Here is an 18,819-nt window from a genome sequence, read left to right on the forward strand (position 1 = left end):
GCACGTCGGCGGTGTCGGCACATCGGCCGCGACGGCGCGTGGCCTCATCGGCACGTCGGCGCATCGGCCGCATCGGCACGTCGGCGGTGTCGGCACGTCGGCGGTGTCGGCACATCGGCCGCGACGGCGCGTGGCCTCATCGGCACGTCGGCGCATCGGCCGCATCGGCACGTCGGCGGTGTCGGCACATCGGCGGTGTCGGCACATCGGCCGCGACGGCGCGTAGGCCTCAGCGGCGCGTCGGCCGCGTCGGCGCATCGGCCGCGACGGCGCGTCGGCGGCCGCGGAGCTCTGGCCGAGCGCTCGTCGGCCATCGGCCGGCCCCGCGCGCCGAGCGCGGCCAGGTCTGCCGGATCCGCTTCGCTCCGGACACTGGAGTCCGTACCAACCAGTCAGTAGCGTGCGGCCCATGACGACCGCCATCCTGGAGCCGCTCGCCGGCCGCCGCTGCCTGTTGCCTCTCGACGCCCTGCACGCGACCCACTTCTTCAGTCCCGAGCTGGCCGAGGAACTGGCCGCGCTCGGCGTCACCCACCCGCGGGCCGTCAACTTCGCGGTGCGGGCGGCCGCGTTGGGGCCGGTCGGGGCCGGAACCGTGGCGGCGACGTTCTACAACTACAAGTACGAGCTGGTGGCCCGGCACGTGCCGGCCGTCTGGGAGATCGCGTCCCCGAAGGACGTCCTCGCCGCACGCGCGCGTGCCGTCGACGCGTCGATGCGCAGGCTCCTCGGCACGGACGTGGTGGAGTCCGACGCGATGGCCGAGGCCGCGCGGCTCGCGCTGCGCGCCACCGAGGCCTGCGCGCGCCCCGGACGCCCGCTGTACGCCGCCCACGCGGACCTGCCCGTGCCTCAGGAGCCGCACCTCGCGTACTGGCACGCGAGCACGCTGCTGCGCGAGCACCGCGGCGACGGGCACCTCTCGGCGCTGCTGGCGGCCGGGCTGGACGGGCTGGAGGCGGTGGTGACGCACACCGCGACCGGCAAGGGCATGACCCCGAGGTGGGTGTTCGCCACGCGCGGCTGGAGCCAGAACGACTGGGACGCGGCGGTGGCCCGGCTGCGCGAGCGCGGCCTGCTCGACGCGGGAGGCGAGCTGACCGAGGCGGGGGCGGCCCTGCGCGCGGACATCGAGGCCGAGACGGACCGCCTGGACCGGGCACCCTATGAGCACCTGGGACCCGACGGCGTGACCCGCCTGACGGAGCTGGCCCGCACCTTCGCGAGGACCGCGGTGTCGGCCGGGGCGTTCCCCGCGGACCTCCGCGGCAAGGGGTGACATGACCGAGCGCGCCGCGGCGGCGGGACCGGCGGACCGCGGAGAGCCGGGACCGCAAGCCGACAGCGCGCTCGCCTCACATGGGGACCGGCGGATTTCTGAGGGCGGCGGAGCACGGCGGGCCGCGGAGCGCCAGGAACCGGGCAGCGCGGCAGGCCGTGGGCGGTGGCCGAGGGCGGGGATGGGTTCGGGGGCTGGGGCGGGTGTGCGAGAGGTGTTCGGGTGTGCGGGGGAATCGGGGAGAGTCCGTGTCGCGGAAGGGCGCCCTGAGGCCCGGTTGTCGGTGTCACCTGCCACAATTGCGGCGCAACCTCAGTGGAGAAGGCGGTACGGGACGTGACGACACCCGGGTCCCTGGTTCCAGGGTCCATCGAAGGCAGGATCGCCGAGGAGCTCGGCGTACGGGAGCGGCAGGTCAAGGCTGCCGTGGAGCTGCTCGACGGCGGTTCGACGGTGCCCTTCATCGCCCGCTACCGCAAGGAAGCGACCGAGATGCTCGACGACGCGCAGCTGCGCACGATCGAGGAGCGGCTGCGCTATCTGCGGGAGCTGGAGGAGCGGCGGTCGGCGATCCTGGAGTCGGTGCGGGAGCAGGGCAAGCTCACCCCCGAGCTGGAGGCGCAGATCCGTGGCGCCGAGACCAAGGCCCGGCTCGAGGACATCTACCTGCCGTACAAGCCGAAGCGGCGGACCAAGGCGCAGATCGCGCGCGAGGCCGGTCTCGAACCGCTGGCCGAGGGGCTGCTCGGCGACCCGGGAGTGGAACCGCTGGCGGCGGCCGCCGCCTTCGTCGACGCCGGCAAGGGCGTCGCCGACCCGCAGGCCGCTCTGGACGGCGCCCGCGCGATCCTCACCGAGCGGTTCTCGGAGGACGCCGACCTCATCGGCGAGCTGCGTGAGCGCATGTGGGTGCGCGGCCGGCTCGCCGCGAAGGTGAAGGACGGCAAGGAGGAGGCGGGCGCGAAGTTCGCCGACTACTTCGACTTCGCCGAGCCGTTCACCGACCTGCCCTCGCACCGCATCCTGGCGATGCTGCGCGGTGAGAAGGAGGAGGTCCTCGACCTCGTCCTGGAGCCGGAGGAGCCGACAGAGGGCCCGTCCTCCTTCGAGGGGATCATCGCCCACAGGTTCGGGATCGCCGACCGCGGCCGGCCGGCCGACAAGTGGCTGTCGGACACGGTCCGCTGGGCCTGGCGCACCCGCATCCTCGTCCACCTCGGCATCGACCTGCGGCTGCGGCTGCGTACGGCCGCCGAGGACGAGGCGGTCGACGTCTTCGCGGCGAACCTGCGCGACCTGCTGCTCGCCGCCCCGGCCGGGACCCGCGCGACGCTGGGTCTGGACCCTGGATTCCGGACCGGCGTGAAGGTCGCCGTCGTGGACGCCACCGGCAAGGTGGTCGCCACCGACGTCATCTACCCGCACGTCCCGGCCAACAAGTGGGACGAGGCGATCGCCAAGCTGGCCCGGCTCGCCAAGGAGCACGCGGTCGAGCTGGTCGCGATCGGCAATGGCACGGCGTCCCGCGAGACCGACAAGCTCGCCGGTGAGCTCATCACCAGGCACCCGGAGCTGAAGCTCACCAAGGTGATGGTGTCCGAGGCCGGCGCGTCCGTGTACTCGGCCTCCGCGTTCGCCTCCCAGGAGCTGCCCGACATGGACGTGTCGCTGCGCGGCGCCGTCTCCATCGCCCGTCGGCTCCAGGACCCCCTCGCGGAGCTGGTGAAGATCGACCCCAAGTCGATCGGCGTCGGCCAGTACCAGCACGACCTGTCCGAGGTGAAGCTGTCGCGCTCGCTGGACGCGGTGGTCGAGGACTGTGTGAACGGCGTGGGGGTGGACGTCAACACGGCGTCGGCCCCGCTCCTCGCCCGCGTCTCCGGCATCACCTCCGGGCTCGCCGAGAACATCGTCGCCCACCGCGACACCAACGGCCCGTTCACCTCCCGGAGCCAGCTGAAGAACGTGGCCCGGCTCGGCCCGAAGGCGTACGAGCAGTGCGCGGGCTTCCTGCGCATCCGCGGCGGTGACGACCCGCTGGACGCGTCGAGCGTCCACCCGGAGGCGTACCCCGTCGTACGGCGCATGGTGAAGACGTCGGGCCAGGAGGTGGCCGCGCTCATCGGCAACACGGCGGCGCTGCGCTCGCTGCGGCCGACGGACTTCGTGGACGAGACGTTCGGTCTGCCGACCGTCACGGACATCCTCAAGGAGCTGGAGAAGCCGGGTCGCGACCCGCGTCCCGCCTTCAAGACGGCCACGTTCAAGGAGGGCGTCGAGAAGATCTCCGACCTGTCCTCCGGGATGGTCCTGGAGGGGGTCGTGACGAACGTGGCGGCGTTCGGCGCGTTCGTCGACGTCGGTGTGCACCAGGACGGCCTGGTCCATGTCTCCGCGATGTCCAAGACGTTCGTCAAGGACCCGCGGGACGTGGTGAAGCCCGGTGACATCGTCAAGGTGAAGGTCCTCGACGTGGACATCCCGCGCAAGCGGATCTCGCTGACGCTGCGGCTGGACGACGAAGCGGCGCCGGCCTCCGGCGGTGAGCGCCGACAGCAGCAGCGGGGTGGCGGCGGGCGTCCGCCGCAGCAGCGACAGCAGCAGCGGCAGGGAGGCGGCGCCCGGCAGGCCTCGGCACCGGCTCCCGCGAACAGTGCGATGGCCGATGCGCTGCGCCGCGCCGGGCTGGTGGGCGGCAAGGACGGGAAGCGCTGAGGACGCCTGCTGGGGGTGGCGGGGTACTACCGGCCCATTGAGGCCGATCGCGCAGTCCCCCGCCCCCGGCAGGCACCTCTCGCCTTCCGGTGTGCCCACTGCACGGAATTCGCCGGCCGGAAATCCGCGTCGACGTCGCGACGGGGCAGCGGCCCCGGGGCGGCGACCTGACGGGTCATGTCTCCGTCGGGGGCCGGGGGGTGCCGTTCATGCGGGCGCGGTTTTCCGCGAGAACCTGCTGGACGTGGCGTTCGACCTCCGCGGGGTCGACGCCGAGGGCCCGGCCCATGTGGACGGACCACACCTCCGAGCGCACGTTGGTCTCGAAGTCCAGGTCGGCGCGGACGTTCTCGCGGGCGGCCTGGCGGTTCTGGCTCACCATCACGAAGGTGGACAGGAAGATCGCTTCCAGGCTGACGATCATGGTGAGCAGGCCGAAGGGGAACGGGTCCCAGATCGCTCCGTCGCCGAACACGCCCTCGTTGCAGACGATCCACACCGCGAACCACAGGGCGTGCAGATAGACGAAGGTCATGGTGCCCGCGAAGGCGGTGATCGCGTCCGCGATACGGTCCTGGGTGCCGCGCAGCTGGGCGAGGACGTCCTGTTCGTTCGCGATCCGAAGGACCGTCCGCTTCGGCGATGTGCTCATGACCACTCTCCTGGCAGGTGTCCAGCGACGGTCGCAGCGTACGGCGGAGGGTACGCGCCGCCTCTACAGGGGCGCCTCCGTCACCTTGCCCCCCGCCACCTCCAGGCGGCGGGTCACGCGGACCGCGTCCAGCAGGCGGCGGTCGTGGGTGACCAGGAGCAGGGTGCCCTCGTAGGAGTCGAGGGCCGACTCCAACTGCTCGATCGCCGGCAGGTCGAGGTGGTTCGTCGGCTCGTCGAGGACGAGGAGGTTGACGCCACGGCCCTGGAGCAGGGCCAGCGCGGCGCGGGTGCGCTCGCCCGGGGAGAGGGTGGCCGCCGAGCGGAGCACGTGGTCCTGTTTGAGGCCGAACTTGGCCAGGAGGGTGCGGACTTCGACCGGTTCGGTGTCCGGGACGGCCGCACAGAAGGCGTCCAGCAGGGATTCCGTGCCATGGAACAGCTTGCGGGCCTGGTCGACCTCGCCGGTCACGACGCCGGAGCCCACGGCGGCGTGACCCGAGTCCAGGGGCAGCCGGCCGAGCAGCGCGGCGAGCAGCGTGGACTTGCCGGAGCCGTTGGCGCCGGTCACCGCGACGCGGTCGGCCCAGTCGATCTGGAGGGAGACCGGGCCGAAGGCGAAGTCGCCGAGCCGCAGTTCCGCGTCCCGCAGGGTGGCGACGACGGCGCCGGAGCGCGGCGCGGCCGCGATCTCCATGCGCAGTTCCCACTCCTTGCGCGGCTCCTCCACGACCTCCAGGCGTTCGATCATGCGCTGGGTCTGGCGGGCCTTCGCGGCCTGCTTCTCGCTGGCCTCGCTGCGGAACTTGCGGCCGATCTTGTCGTTGTCGTTGGACGCCTTGCGGCGGGCGTTCTTGACGCCCTTGTCCATCCAGGAGCGCTGCATCTGGGCCCGGTCCTGGAGGGCGGCCTTCTTGTCGGCGTACTCCTCGTAGTCCTCGCGGGCGTGCCGGCGGGCCACGTCGCGTTCCTCCAGGTAGGCCTCGTAGCCGCCGCCGTAGAGGTTGATCCGGTGCTGGGCGAGGTCGAGTTCGAGGACCTTGGTGACCGTGCGGGTGAGGAACTCGCGGTCGTGGCTGACCACGACCGTGCCGGCGCGCAGGCCGGTGACGAAGCGTTCGAGGCGCTCCAGGCCGTCCAGGTCGAGGTCGTTGGTGGGCTCGTCGAGGAGGAAGACGTCGTAGCGCGAGAGCAGCAGCGAGGCGAGGCCGGCGCGGGCGGCCTGGCCGCCGGAGAGGGAGGTCATCGGCTGGTCGAGGTCGACGGCGAGGCCGAGGGAGTCGGAGACCTCCTCGGCCCGCTCCTCCAGATCGGCGCCACCGAGGTCGAGCCAGCGCTCCAGGGCGATGGCGTAGGCGTCGTCGGCGCCCGGTGCCCCGTCGACCAGGGCCTGGGTCGCCTCGTCCATCACGCGCTGCGCCTCGGCGACCCCGGTGCGCCGGGCGAGGAAGGCACGGACGGTCTCGCCGGGTCGCCGCTCGGGCTCCTGGGGCAGGTGGCCGACGGTCGCGGTCGGCGGGGAGAGCCGCAGTTCGCCCTGTTCGGGCGCGGTGAGCCCGGCGAGCAGCCGCAGCAGGGTGGACTTGCCCGCGCCGTTGGCACCGACCAGCCCGATCACGTCACCGGGCGCGACGACGAGGTCGAGCCCGGAGAAGAGCGAGCGGTCGCCGTGCCCGGCGGCGAGGTTCTTGGCGACGAGGGTGGCAGTCATCAGAACGCCGATCCTAGTGGCCCGACAGGCACCGTTCGCCCCGTCGCGACGCCCGGCACGCTCCCCCAGAGGGGGCACCCCCACTCGCCGCACCGGACGCCGCTCCTGGACGGGCAGACGTCGCCTGCCGGGGCACCGGGGTCCGCGGGACGGGGCGGTCAGCCTGCGGTGGCCTGCACCAGGACGCTGCCGGAGGTGCGGGCCACGACGAAGGACGCGCCCTCGGCCGGCCAGCCGTCCAGGGGGATGCGGTGGCGGCCGGGTTCCAGGACGCCGTCGAAGAGTTCCCGGGCACCGGGGGCGGGAGAGCCGGTCCAGGCGGTACGCCGTGAGCCGCACCCGGCAGGACGAGGTGACCTCGATGCAGGCGGTGCCGTCGGCGGCGACCAGGCGGGCCAGCCGGCGCTGTGGCAGCGGGCTGCGGTCGAGGGCGTGTTCGATCGGGGCGACGAGGAGCGGGACGATCGGGGCGAGCCGGTCGACGTGGGCCACCGGCACGCCCGCCCGCTCGACGGCCTGGCGTACGGCGGCCCGCTCGGCCGCGCCGACCGCGGGGCCGATGGCCACGGCGGCGTAGCCGCGGAGTTGCTCGGCGGGGACGCCCTCGGCGTCGCGGGTGATGTCGGCCCCGATGCCGACGGCGCGCAGGGCGGCGGCCAGCTCGGCGAGGAGGGCGACGCGGGCTCCGATCAGCAGCACCCGGCGGCCGGGCGGCGGACCGGAGCCTTCGAGGAGGGCGCCGAGGGCCTCGCGGTACTCCGCGCCGCTGAAGCGGAACGGGCCCATGCCGTGGTGGCCGTTGCGCTCCAGGTCGGCGTGTTCGCCGGTCTGCCAGGCGAAGTCCCGCCAGATGTAGTCGACGCCGTCATGCTCGATGACCGCGGTGACCGCGCCGCAGGCCAGGTCCTCGCACTCGGGGCAGCCGTAGATGACGTACCGGTCGTCGGGCAGCGGTGCCCCGGCCTCCAGCAGAAAGCCCTGGACCTGCGCGGTGAAGATCGCGGGCGGGACGTCGGAGGCGAGCGGGGAGACGGCGTCCAGGTCGGAGAGCTGGAACAGCAGCGGGTGACCGTCGACGACGAAGTCCACGAAGTCCCGGTGGAGCTGGTAGCCGCCGTCGGCGCGGACACCGCCGGCTCGCGTCGCCGGGGCCAGGCCGAAGGTCGCGTATGCGGCAGACATGCTGTGAGTGTCCCCAGAGCGGGCCGCTCTGAGCGCAGCATGACATATTCCGCTACCGTCACGGGGTGCCGTCTGAGCTGAGTGACGAAGTGATCGTGGTCGGCGGCGGGGTCGTCGGCCTGACCACCGCGGTGGTGCTGGCCGAGAGCGGGCGCCGGGTGCGGGTGTGGGCCCGGGAGACCGGCGGGCGTACGACCTCGGCGGTCGCCGGCGCGCTGTGGTGGCCCTACCGGATCGAGCCGGAGGACCTGGTCGGGGAGTGGGCGCTCGCCTCTCTTGTCGTGTACGCGGAGTTGGCGGCGCGGCCGGAGGAGACGGGCGTACGCATGGTCGAGGGCGTACACGGCGGACTGCGGCTGGACGAGCTGGGTGCGTGGGCGGCCGAGGTGCCGGGGCTGGCCGAGACCGGTGACGGTGTGTCGGCCCGGCTGCCGTTGATCGACATGCCGGTCCATCTGGCGTGGCTGCGGCGGCGGCTGGAGCGGGCGGGCGGGACGGTCGAGGAGCGGGCGGTGGGCGGACTGGACGAGGTGCCCGCCCCGGTCGTGGTCAACTGCACCGGGCTCGGCGCGCGTTCGCTGGTCCCGGACCCGGCCGTGCGGCCGGTGCGCGGGCAGCTGGTCGTGGTGGAGAACCCGGGGATCACCACCTGGTACACCTCGGTCGACGACGTGGAGGGGGGCGCCTCCGCCTACTTCTTCCCGCAGCCCGGCGGGTTGCTGCTGGGGGGCACGGCCGAGGAGGACGCCTGGTCGCTGGAGCCGGATCCCCAGGCCGCGGCCGGGATCGTGGCGCGCTGTGCGGCCGTCCGGCCGGAGATCGCCGGGGCGCGGGTGCTGGCGCACCGGGTGGGGCTGCGGCCGTACCGGACGGCGGTCCGGCTGGAGCACGAACTCCGGCCGGACGGGCGGACGCTGATCCACAACTACGGCCACGGCGGGGCCGGAGTGACGGTCGCCTGGGGATGTGCCCGGGAGGCGGCCGGGCTGGTGGACGCCGGCCCGGCCGCCTGAGCGGTCAGCTCGCGGGGACGCGCTGGACGGTGCGCGGGCCGCGGACGCCGTGCTTGGCCCCCGTCCCGGGGGCGGTCCACGGGGCCGAGGCCGCGCGGGTGAACGCGGCCGCACCGCCGACCAGCGGAACCCTGGCCGTCGTCCGGGACAGGTCCACGGTGAGCGTGGGGGTGGTGGAGGGCGGATCGATGAGGTCCTTGTCCGTGCCCGCGACGATCAGCGCCAAACGGTGGCCCTTGGGTACGACATGGTCGGTGGCCGCCAGGGTCAGCGTGATCGTGTAGGCCCTGCCGGGGGTGAGCGGGACGCCCTTGCCGGGGTCGGCGTAGGTGCCCAGGTCGGCCCAGCCGCGGCTGAAGACGGTGAAGTCGACGGCCTTGGTCTTCGCCGCGGTCTTCCGGAAGCAGGCGCTGTCGCCGGCCGTGCTCTCGCCCCAGCAGGTGCGGTCGGTGAGGGTGGTGATGCCCTCGGCGGCGTCGGCGTAGTCCCGCACGGTGTCGGGGCCGAGGTCGACCAGGACGGCGGTCAGGTGGGCCGTCGCGGTGGTCGGGGTGGCGGTGACGGTCACCTTCGACGAGCCGGACAGGCGCAGGTCCCGGGTGAGCGGCGCGGTGAGGAAGCCGGCCTTGTCCGGGGTGGGGGTGGCGAGCTGGGCGGCCCAGTCGGTCTCGCTCCGCTGCGGGTCGTCCGTGAAGGTCTCGGTGCCGGATCCCTTGCGCAGGCCGAGGGTGCCGACGCCGGGCCGGGTGCCGGTGGCGGGGCGCAGGGTGGTGCTCCGCGTGCCGCGCGGCGGCCAGACCGCGGAGGTCACCCACTGGTCGGGGTGGCGTTCGATGTCGGCCATCGGCTGACGGTCGATGCCGTTGTCGTAGCCGAGGAGTTCGTGGTCGAACCAGCGGTGCAGGGTGTCGACCCAGGCACCGCGCCGGTAGTCGAAGGGGTCGACGTGCCCGGTCTGGGAGAGCCAGATCTTGCGCCGGACGCCGTTCTTCGCCAGGGCGTCCCACCACTGGCCGAAGTGCTTGGTGCGGACGTTGAGGTCCTGCATGCCGTGCACGAGGAAGACGCTGGCCTTCACCTTGGCGGCGTCCTTGACGTAGTCGCGCTCGGTCCACAGGCCGGTCCAGTCGCCGGTGCGCGGGGCGCCGTCGACCAGCTTCTGCTGGACGGCACCGCACTTCGCGTGGGCCGCGTCGCTCTCCACCGCGTCGGCCAGCCAGTCCGGGCCCGAGTCGTAGAGCGGGGCGCCCTGGGCGAAGTAGTAGTCGTACCAGGAGGAGATGGCACTGATCGGGACGATCGTCCTCAGGCCCCGCACGCCGGTCGCGGCCACGCCGTTGGCGATGGTGCCGTCCCAGCTCTTGCCGATCATGCCGGTCCTGCCGTTGGTCCAGTCCGCCGTGACGGTGGTGGTGCCGGTGCGGCTGCGGTAGGCCTTGGCGCGGCCGTTCAGCCAGTCGACGACGGCCTTCGCGGACTGGATGTCGGAGCGGCCGCCGACGTCCACGCAGCCGTCGGACCGGTTGGTTCCGGCCAGGTCGACGCCGACGAAGGCGTAGCCGCGGGGCACGAAGTAGTTGTCGTAGAAGAGCGGCATCTGGACGACGTCGCCGTGCGCGTCGTACGTCTTCACCTGGCTCTCGTTGCCGCGTCCGCAGCAGGAGTAGTAGGGGCTGGCGTCCATGATGACCGGCACCTTGCGGCCCTGCGCGGCGGGTTCGGCGGGCCGGACGATGTCGGCGGCGACCCGGTCGGTCTTCCCGTCGCCGTCGGAGTCGAGGCCGGTGTCCACCCAGACGGCCTCGCGGATGGCTTTCGCGTACGAGTAGACGGGGCGACTCTCGCGGGGAGCACCGGCGGCCTGGGCCGCGCCCGGGGTGAGGAAGGCGGCGAGCAGGGCTGCGACGGCCGCCACGGCGAGCGGTCTCCAGATCGTGAAGCGCGTGCGTTTCGGCATGGGGCGGACGCTACCCAAGTCAACTCCCGTGCAGAAGGGGGCATCTGGGGGACCGTCAGGGAGGATTGCGGCCGAATGGCGATCGTGTGACAGCAGGTGCCGTGGACAGGCCAGGGGCCACAGGGACTGAATAGGCTCCGAACAGTTTCACGCTCCATCGACTTGGCGCCGCCCGCCGTGGTGCGGCGGGTGCGCCTCGGCCCCCTACCGACCTGGAGTTCTCGTGCACCGCAGAATCCTCGCGCCGGCCGCCCTCGCGGCGGCTTCCCTGCTGCTGGCGATCCCGGCATCGGCCGCGAGCTACAGCCCCGGCGCACCGGGCATCGGCGACCCCTACTACCCGTACTACGGCAACGGCGGCTACGACGTCTCCCACTACGACCTGCGCCTGCAGTACCAGCCCGCCACCGACGAACTGGCCGGTACGGCGACGATCCTGGCGCGCACCACGCAGGACCTGTCCAGCTTCGACCTGGACTTCCTGCTGGACGTGAGCGAGGTGCGGGTCAACGGGGTGAAGGCGGACTTCGCCACCTCCGGTCAGCACGAGCTGGTCGTCACCCCCAAGGCACCGCTGGCGAAGGGCACGCAGGTCACCGTCGTCGTCCGCTACAGCGGGGTGCCGTCGACGAAGAGCGCGTACGGCTTCACCACGTGGCACCGCACACCGGACGGGGCGGTCGCGGCGGACGAGCCCGAGTCGGCCTGGTGGTGGTACCCGAGCAACGACCACCCGCTGGACAAGGCGACCTACGACGTGTCGGTGGCCGTCCCCGACGGCACGCAGGTCATCTCCAACGGGCTGCTCCAGTCGACCAGTTCGAAGCTGGGCTGGACCCGCTACAACTGGCGGCAGAACAGGCCGCAGGCTACCTACCTGACCACGCTGGCGGTCGGGAGGTTCGACATCACGACGAGCACCTCCGAGGGCGGCGTTCCGGTCGTCAACGCCTACAGCCAGGACCTCGGCGACAACGACGGGGCGGCGCGGGCGAGCGTGGAGCGCACCGGGGAACTCGTCGACTGGCTCTCCGGCTACTTCGGGCCGTACCCCTTCAGTTCGGCCGGCGGGTACGTGCCGAACACCACCACCGGGTACGCGCTGGAGACGCAGACGCGCGTCTACTACAGCCCCAGGCAGTTCGCGAACGGCTCCAACACCTCCGTGGTCGTGCACGAACTGGCCCACCAGTGGTACGGCGACGACGTCTCCCTCAAGGGCTGGAAGGACATCTGGCTCAACGAGGGCTTCGCCCGGTACGCGCAGTGGCTGTGGTCCGAGCACGAGGGCGAGGGGACGACGCAGGAACTGGCCGACTACGTGTACGCGTCACATCCGACCGACGACGCCTTCTGGACGGTGAAGCCGGGGGATCCCGGGCCGGACGACCAGTTCGACATCGCCGTCTACGACCGGGGGGCGCTGGCGGTGCAGGCGCTGCGGAACGCGGTCGGGGACGACGCGTTCTTCGCGATTCTGAAGGGGTGGCCGAAGGAACACGCGTACGGGAACGCGTCCGTGGCCGACTTCGAGGCGTATGCGGAGAAGGTGTCGGGGAAGTCGCTGGGTGCGTTGTTCGACACGTGGCTGTTCGAGCCCACGAAGCCGGCTGTGCCTGCGGCGAAGGCCGTGGGGGCCGTTGCGCAGCCGAAGTCCTGGAAGCAGATCGAGGCCACGAACCACGTGCACTGAGCAGGTGCCGGGTGCGGTGAGTGGGGGGCTGCGGGTCCGTTGTCGCTGGTCGCGCAGTTCCTCCCCCCAGCCCCCGGCCGGGGGTACCCCCAGTGCCCCTTACGGGGCGCTATCCGGAGACGTCCTCCCCGTGGTCGTACACCGTCACCGAGATGCCGCGGGCCACCAGCCGCTCCCTGATCAGGGGCTCGACGCGGGACCATTTTCCGCCGGCCAGGCCGCAGCCTATGCGGGGCATGTGCACGGAGGCGCCGAGTTCGGTCGCCTCGTCGGCCAGCTTGGCCAGGGCCGTGGCGATCGCCTCGTAGCGGACCGGGACGCCCTTGCTGCCGGTTCTGGTGCCGCGCTGGCCGATCATGTTGGCCACCCAGAGGTAGCGCTCGACCCGGACCAGCTGGACCGCGCCCAGGGCGAAGTCGTTCTTCGCACGGTCGCGGTGCCAGGCGCGGTAGGCCTTCTCCGGCTCCGGCCAGCGGCGGGAAAGGGCCAGCACGAAGCCCTTGCCCCAGCCCCCGAGGTCGTTGCAGACATGGGCGATGACCTTGACGCCCTTGCCGGACGGTGTGGTGGCATCGCCCCGGATGTATGTGATCTCCCCCATGAGACCACCGTAGGCGATGCCACTGACAACGGCTCCGAGCTGCTACTTCCCGAGCTGCGACAGCTCCTCGTCGGCCGCCTGGGAGACCCGGCGCCGGACGCCGTGCCAGCCGGCCACCAGGAGTGCGGCGATCACCGGGACGAGCAGCAGGGTCTTGCGGCCTACGTCGGGGTCGTTGCCCATCATGCCGAGGCACACCAGCAGGAAGGCGATGGTGGCGATCTCGGTGACCGGGCTGAAGCGGAGGCGGAACGCGGGGCGCTCGACCAGCCCCGCCCTGGCGCGGCGGACGAAGACCAGGTGGCAGAGCATGATGATCACCCAGGTGCTGATGATGCCGAGGGAGGCCACGTTCAGCACGATCTCGAAGGCCTGGCTGGGCACCAGGTAGTTCAGGCCCACCCCGAGCACACAGACGGCGCAGGTCAGCAGGATGCCGCCGTAGGGGACCTGGCTGCGGTTCATGCGGGCGGTGAACTTCGGGGCCGAGCCCGCGACCGCCATGGAGCGCAGGATGCGGCCCGTGGAGTAGAGGCCGGAGTTGAGGGAGGACATCGCCGCGGTGAGGACCACCAGGTTCATCACGTCGCCGGCGCCGGAGAGGCCGATCTTGGAGAGCACGGTGACGAAGGGGCTCTCGTCGGCCGAGTACACCGAGCCGGGAAGCAGCAGGGCGAGCAGGACGACCGAGCCGACGTAGAAGAGGCCGACCCGCCACATGATCGAGTTCACCGCGCGCGGGACGACCTTCTCCGGTTCGGCGGTTTCGCCCGCCGCGACGCCGACCAGCTCCAGGGCCGCGTACGCGAAGATCACGCCCTGCATGACGAGGACGACCGGCATCAGGCCGTGCGGGAAGATCCCGCCGTGGTCGCCGATGACGCTCAGGCCCGGGGTCCGGCCGTCGACCTTGTGCCGGGTGGCGAGCAGGAAGATGCCGATCAGCATGAAACCGACGAGCGTGGCGACCTTGATGATCGCGAACCAGAACTCCATCTCGCCGAAGATCTTCACCGAGATGAGGTTCACCGCGAGGACCACGGCGAGGGCGATCAGCGCGAGCGTCCACTGCGGGATGCTCGTGAACATCGCCCAGTAGTGGGTGTAGAGAGCGATCGCGGTGATGTCGGCGATGCCGGTGGTCGACCAGTTGAGGAAGTACATCCAGCCGGCGACGTAGGCGCCCTTCTCGCCGAGGAACTCGCGCGCGTACGACACGAAGGAGCCGGAGGAGGGGCGGTAGAGGACCAGCTCGCCGAGGGCGCGGACCACGAAGAAGGCGAAGATCCCGCAGACCAGGTAGGCGAGGGCGAGGGCCGGGCCCGCGTTGTGCAGGCGCCCGCCGGCACCGAGGAAGAGGCCCGTGCCGATCGCGCCGCCGATGGCGATCATGTTGACGTGGCGGGCCTTGAGGTCCTTGCTGTAGCCGGCGTCGCCCGCGTCGGCGGGCGCCGGGGCCGCGTCGGTCCGGGTGGCGGCGGCTGGTGCCGTGTGCACGACGTCCTTGCTCACAGGTGGTTCCACTCTCTGGTGCGCCCGAGCGGATCGCGCTCGGGTGTCCGGACGGAGTCGGTCCGCGCGCTCGGTGGTGTGCACAGACCAAGGCGCCACCTTCCCCCGGGATCCAGGGCGCATGCGATGGCGCACGTCACAGAGCGGAACTTCTCACAAGGTGTCCGCGATGAGGTGATGATGAACATCGAGTGAACACCTCGCCCGGCTGCCCACGGTGTCGCAGCACCGGTGTGACAGCGATACTGCTGCGCATGACGACCGACACCGACGGCGGCTCCGGGGAGCCCGCGCTCACCATCGACGAGCTGGCCGCGCGGGCCGGCACCACGGTCCGCACGGTCCGCTTCTACGGCACCAAGGGGCTGCTTCCGCCGCCGGTGATCGGTCCGCGGCGGGTGGGTCACTACGGGCAGGAGCACCTGGCCCGGCTGGCGCTGATCGAGGAGTTGCAGCACCAGGGCATGACGCTGGCGGCGATCGAGCGCTATCTGCGGCGGCTGCCGCCCGGCCTGAGCCACCACGACCTGGCCGTCCACCGGGCCGTGGTGGCCTCCTGGTCCCCGGACACCGAGGAGACGGTGACCGCCGCGGAGCTGCGGCGACGGGCCGGACGGCCGCTGGACGAGGAGGACGTCGAGCGGCTCGTCGCCATGGATGTCGTACGGCCCGACGGTGACGGCTACCGCATCGACCCGGGGTTGTTCCGGCTCGCCGTGCAGCTCCTCGACGTGCCGCTGTCCGAGAAGGCGATCCTGGCCGCGCGCGCGGTGCTGACCGAGCACGCGCGGGCGGCCGCGCACGAGCTGTCCCTGTTGTTCCGGGCCGAGGTGGCGGAGCGGGCCGAGGCGGACGTGAGGTCCCTGTCCGCGCACATGCAGCCGCTGGTGGTGCAGGCGCTGCTGACCGCCTTCCAGCGGTCGCTCGGCGCGGAGGTGCACCGGTGGCAGGCGGGCTCCTGAGCCGCTCCGCGCACCCGGATCGGCGCCGGCTCAGCGGCCGTCGGTGAAGGTCTCCCCCTTCTCCGCCTTCTCGACCAGCAGCGCGGGCGGGGTGAACCGCTCGCCGTAGGTCTCGGCGAGTTCACGCGCGCGGGCCACGAAGCCGGGCAGACCACCCTCGTAGCCGTTGACGTACTGCAGGACGCCGCCGGTCCAGCCCGGGAAGCCGATGCCGAAGAGCGAGCCGATGTTGGCGTCGGCGACCGAGGTGAGGACGCCTTCCTCCAGGAGGCGGACGGTGTCCAGCGCCTCGGCGAAGAGCATGCGTTCCTGCATGTCCCGGAACGGGATCTGGTGGCCCGGCTGCGTGCTGTGCCTGCCCGGGGCGCTACCCCCGGAACCCCCGAAATGCTCGCGCAGGCCGGGCCAGAGGGCGGCGCGGCTGCCGTCCTCGGCGTAGTCGTAGAAGCCCGCTCCCCCGCTGCGGCCGGGGCGGCCGAACTCGTCGACCATGCGGTCGATGACCGCCTCGGCGGGGTGCGGGGTCCAGGTGCCGCCGGCCTCCTCGACGGCCAGCCGGGACTCGCGGCGGATCTTCTGCGGCAGGGTGAGGGTCAGCTCGTCCATGAGGGCGAGCACCTTGGCGGGGTAGCCGGCCTGGGCCGCCGCCTGCTCGACCGAGGCGGGCTCGATGCCCTCGCCGACCATGGCGACGCCCTCGTTGATGAAGTGGCCGATCACCCGGGAGGTGAAGAAGCCGCGCGAGTCGTTGACGACGATCGGCGTCTTGTTGATCTGCCGGACCAGGTCGAAGGCGCGGGCCAGGGCCTCGTCGCCGGTGCGCTCGCCCTTGATGATCTCGACGAGCGGCATCTTGTCGACGGGCGAGAAGAAGTGCAGGCCGATGAAGTCGCTCTGTCGCTCCACGCCCTCCGCGAGGGCGGTGATGGGGAGGGTGGAGGTGTTGGAGCAGAGCAGCGCGTCGGGGGCGACGACGGACTCGATCTCCTGGAACACCTTGTGCTTGAGGGCGGTGTCCTCGAAGACGGCCTCGATGACCGCGTCGCAGCCGGCCAGGTCCTGCGGGTCCGCGGTGGGCGTGATCCGGGCGAGCAGCGCGTCCGCCTTCTCCTGGCTGGTGCGGCCCTTGGCGACGGCCTTGGCGCAGAGCTTCTCGGAGTAGCCCTTGCCCTTGAGGGCGGCCTCGGCCGACACGTCCTTGAGGACGACGTCGATGCCCGCGCGGGCGCACGCGTAGGCGATGCCGGCGCCCATCATGCCCGCGCCGAGGACAGCGACCCGGGTGACTTTGCGGGGCTCGACGCCCCGCGGCCGGCTGGCGCCGGAGTTGACGGCCTGGAGGTCGAAGAAGAACGCCTGGATCATGTTCTTCGAGATCTGCCCGGCGGCCAGCTCCACGAAGTAGCGGGCCTCGATGACCTGGGCGGTCTCGAAGTCGACCTGGCTGCCCTCGACGGCGGCCGCGAGGATGCGGCGCGGCGCCGGGTAGGGGGCGTTGTTGGTCTGCTTGCGCAGGGTCGCCGGAAAGGCCGGCAGGTTGGCGGCGAACTTGGGGTCGGCGGGCGTGCCGCCCGGGATCCTGTAGCCGGGCCTGTCCCAGGGCTGCTGCGACTCGGGGTTCGCGTCGATGAAGGCGCGTGCCTTGGCGAGGAGTTCCTCGGGGGTGGCGGCGACCTCGTGGACGAGGCCGTTCTGCTGCGCGCGCGTGGCGTTGTACTGGGTGCCCTGGAGGAGGACCTTCAGCAGGGCGTCGGCGATGCCGAGGAGGCGGACCGTGCGGACGATCCCGCCGCCGCCCGGGAGCAGGCCGAGGGTGACCTCGGGGCAGCCGATCCTGGTGCCGGGGGTGTCGAGGGCGACGCGGTGGTGGCAGGCGAGGGCGAGTTCGAACCCGCCGCCGAGGGCGGCGCCGTTGATCGCGGCGACGACCGGCTTGCCGAGGGTCTCGATGCGGCGCAGGTTGCGCTTGATCGCGAGCCCGCCGTCGAAGAGGTCCTGGGCGGTCTCGGGGGTGACCCGGATGAGGTCGCGCAGGTCGCCGCCGGCGAAGAAGGTCTTCTTGGCGGAGGTGAGGACGATCCCCCGGACGGAGTCCTGCTCGGCCTCCAGGCGGTCGGTGACCGCGGCGAGGGACTCGGCGAAGGCCGCGTTCATGGTGTTGGCGGACTGGTTGGGGTCGTCCAGGACGAGCGTGACGACGCCGGTGTCGTCCTGTTCCCAGCGGATGGTGGTGCTCTCGGTCATGTGAGGGTCTCCGTGAAGTCTCTTGGTTCCGGTTCCGCCGGGGTGTCAGACGCGCTCGACGACGGTGGCGATGCCCATGCCGCCGCCCACGCACAGGGTGGCGAGGCCGTAGCGCTTGTCCTGGCGCTCCAGTTCGTCGACGAGCGAGCCGAGGATCATCGCGCCGGTGGCGCCGAGGGGGTGGCCGAGTGCGATGGCGCCGCCGTTGACGTTGACCTTGTCCAGGGACAGGCCCATGTCCTTCACGAAGCGCAGGACGACCGCCGCGAACGCCTCGTTGATCTCGACCAGGTCGATGTCGTCGATGGTCAGGCCGGCCTTGGCGAGGGCCTTGCGGGTGGCGGGGGCGGGGCCGGTGAGCATGATGGTCGGCTCGGAGCCGGAGACGGCGGCCGAGACGATCCGCGCGCGCGGGGTGAGGCCGTAGCGCTCGCCGATCTCCCTGGTGCCGATGGCGACCAGGGAGGCGCCGTCGACGATGCCGGAGGAGTTGCCCGCGTGGTGGACGTGGTCGATCTTCTCGACCCAGTGGTACTTCTGCAGGGCGACGGCGTCGAAGCCGCCGAGTTCGCCGATGTCGGCGAAGGAGGGCTTCAGCTTCGCGAGGGAGTCGGCCGTGGTGCCGGGCCGCAGGTGCTCGTCGTGGTCGAGGACGGTCAGGCCCGCGCGGTCCTTCACGGGGACCACGGAGCGGTCGAAGCGGCCCTCCTTCCAGGCGGTCGCCGCGCGCTCCTGGGAGAGCGCCGCGTACTCGTCGACGTCGCGCCGTGAGAAGCCCTCGATGGTGGCGATCAGGTCGGCGCCGATGCCCTGCGGCACGAAGTTGACGGCCAGGTTGGTCATCGGGTCGTTGAACCAGGCGCCGCCGTCGGAGGCCATCGGCACCCGGGACATCGACTCGACGCCACCGGCGAGGACCAGGTCCTCGAAGCCCGAACGGACCTTGGCGGCGGCCATGTTGACGGCCTCCAGGCCAGAGGCACAGAAGCGGTTCTCCTGCACGCCGGCCACCGTGTCCGGCAGTCCGGCGGCGATCGCGGCGATCCGCGCGATGTCGGAGCCCTGGTCGCCCACCGGGCCGACGACACCGAGCACGATGTCGTCGACGGCGGCCGGGTCGAGGTCCGGGAAGCGGTCACGGAGCTCGTGGATGAGTCCGACGACCAGGTCGATGGGCTTGGTGCCGTGCAGGGCGCCGTTCGCCTTGCCGCGGCCGCGCGGGGTGCGGATCGCGTCGTACACGTACGCTTCGGTGCTCACTGACAAGCCTTTCGAGGAGGGTTTTCCGGAAGGTTCGGG

13 protein-coding genes and 1 pseudogene are annotated in these 18,819 nt (G+C 72.1%); 6 read left to right on the plus strand and 8 right to left on the minus strand.

Annotation, left to right across the window (positions count from 1 at the left end):
• The 3 genes from AB0M11_RS00720 to AB0M11_RS00730 all read left to right on the plus strand — a co-directional run.
• The coding region (locus AB0M11_RS00720) for a hypothetical protein (protein ID WP_365699821.1) at positions 1 to 226 on the plus strand (226 nt) is incomplete at its 5' end.
• 183 nt (positions 227 to 409) lie between these two features.
• Positions 410 to 1,279, plus strand: a complete 870-nt coding sequence (locus tag AB0M11_RS00725; RefSeq protein ID WP_365699823.1) for a hypothetical protein — start codon at positions 410 to 412, stop codon at positions 1,277 to 1,279.
• Between the two features lie 336 nt (positions 1,280 to 1,615).
• Entirely contained in the window at positions 1,616 to 3,994 is a 2,379-nt protein-coding gene (locus AB0M11_RS00730) for a Tex family protein (protein WP_365699825.1), read from the plus strand.
• A gap of 175 nt (positions 3,995 to 4,169) precedes the next feature.
• Here AB0M11_RS00730 and AB0M11_RS00735 read toward each other — a convergent pair whose 3' ends face one another.
• The 3 genes and pseudogenes from AB0M11_RS00735 to AB0M11_RS00745 form a co-directional block, all read right to left on the minus strand.
• Complete coding sequence (locus tag AB0M11_RS00735) at positions 4,170 to 4,646, minus strand: DUF1003 domain-containing protein (protein ID WP_365699827.1); 477 nt, start codon at positions 4,644 to 4,646, stop codon at positions 4,170 to 4,172.
• A 63-nt stretch (positions 4,647 to 4,709) separates the two neighbouring features.
• Positions 4,710 to 6,356: an ABC-F family ATP-binding cassette domain-containing protein gene (locus tag AB0M11_RS00740; RefSeq protein ID WP_365699829.1), complete on the minus strand. Its 1,647-nt coding sequence runs from the start codon at positions 6,354 to 6,356 to the stop codon at positions 4,710 to 4,712.
• Positions 6,357 to 6,514: 158 nt separating this feature from the next.
• Positions 6,515 to 7,538, minus strand: a pseudogene (locus AB0M11_RS00745) (oxidoreductase).
• A gap of 65 nt (positions 7,539 to 7,603) precedes the next feature.
• On the opposite strand from AB0M11_RS00745, the gene AB0M11_RS00750 reads away from it, so the two are divergent.
• Positions 7,604 to 8,551: an FAD-dependent oxidoreductase gene (locus AB0M11_RS00750; RefSeq protein ID WP_365699831.1), complete on the plus strand. Its 948-nt coding sequence runs from the start codon at positions 7,604 to 7,606 to the stop codon at positions 8,549 to 8,551.
• A gap of 4 nt (positions 8,552 to 8,555) precedes the next feature.
• On the opposite strand, the gene AB0M11_RS00755 is transcribed toward AB0M11_RS00750, so the two are convergent.
• The gene (locus tag AB0M11_RS00755) at positions 8,556 to 10,508 is read right to left on the minus strand and encodes a Xaa-Pro dipeptidyl-peptidase (RefSeq protein WP_365699833.1); all 1,953 of its coding nucleotides are present in this window, start codon (positions 10,506 to 10,508) and stop codon (positions 8,556 to 8,558) included.
• Between the two features lie 223 nt (positions 10,509 to 10,731).
• Between AB0M11_RS00755 and AB0M11_RS00760 the strand changes: the two genes are divergently transcribed.
• On the plus strand, positions 10,732 to 12,201 hold the full coding sequence (locus AB0M11_RS00760) for a M1 family metallopeptidase (protein ID WP_365699835.1): 1,470 nt from the start codon (positions 10,732 to 10,734) through the stop codon (positions 12,199 to 12,201).
• Between the two features lie 109 nt (positions 12,202 to 12,310).
• Here AB0M11_RS00760 and AB0M11_RS00765 read toward each other — a convergent pair whose 3' ends face one another.
• Positions 12,311 to 12,802 (minus strand): macro domain-containing protein, encoded by a 492-nt coding sequence (locus AB0M11_RS00765; protein WP_365699837.1) that lies wholly within the window; start codon positions 12,800 to 12,802, stop codon positions 12,311 to 12,313.
• A 42-nt stretch (positions 12,803 to 12,844) separates the two neighbouring features.
• Positions 12,845 to 14,314, minus strand: a complete 1,470-nt coding sequence (locus AB0M11_RS00770) for an amino acid permease (protein WP_365699839.1) — start codon at positions 14,312 to 14,314, stop codon at positions 12,845 to 12,847.
• Between the two features lie 254 nt (positions 14,315 to 14,568).
• Here AB0M11_RS00770 and AB0M11_RS00775 point away from each other — a divergent pair, with 254 nt between their 5' ends.
• Entirely contained in the window at positions 14,569 to 15,276 is a 708-nt protein-coding gene (locus tag AB0M11_RS00775) for a MerR family transcriptional regulator (RefSeq protein ID WP_365699841.1), read from the plus strand.
• 30 nt (positions 15,277 to 15,306) lie between these two features.
• Here the strand turns inward: AB0M11_RS00775 and AB0M11_RS00780 are convergent, their stop codons facing one another.
• Positions 15,307 to 17,520, minus strand: coding sequence for a 3-hydroxyacyl-CoA dehydrogenase NAD-binding domain-containing protein (locus tag AB0M11_RS00780; protein ID WP_365699843.1), 2,214 nt, complete (start codon positions 17,518 to 17,520; stop codon positions 15,307 to 15,309).
• Positions 17,521 to 17,565: 45 nt separating this feature from the next.
• Positions 17,566 to 18,780 carry an acetyl-CoA C-acetyltransferase gene (locus AB0M11_RS00785; RefSeq protein WP_365699845.1) on the minus strand — a complete coding sequence of 405 codons (1,215 nt, stop codon included), beginning with the start codon at positions 18,778 to 18,780 and terminating at the stop codon, positions 17,566 to 17,568.
• Between the last annotated feature and the right edge of the window lie 39 nt (positions 18,781 to 18,819).

The sequence above is a fragment of the Streptomyces sp. NPDC051987 genome (assembly GCF_040680735.1).
Lineage (GTDB): Bacteria > Actinomycetota > Actinomycetes > Streptomycetales > Streptomycetaceae > Streptomyces.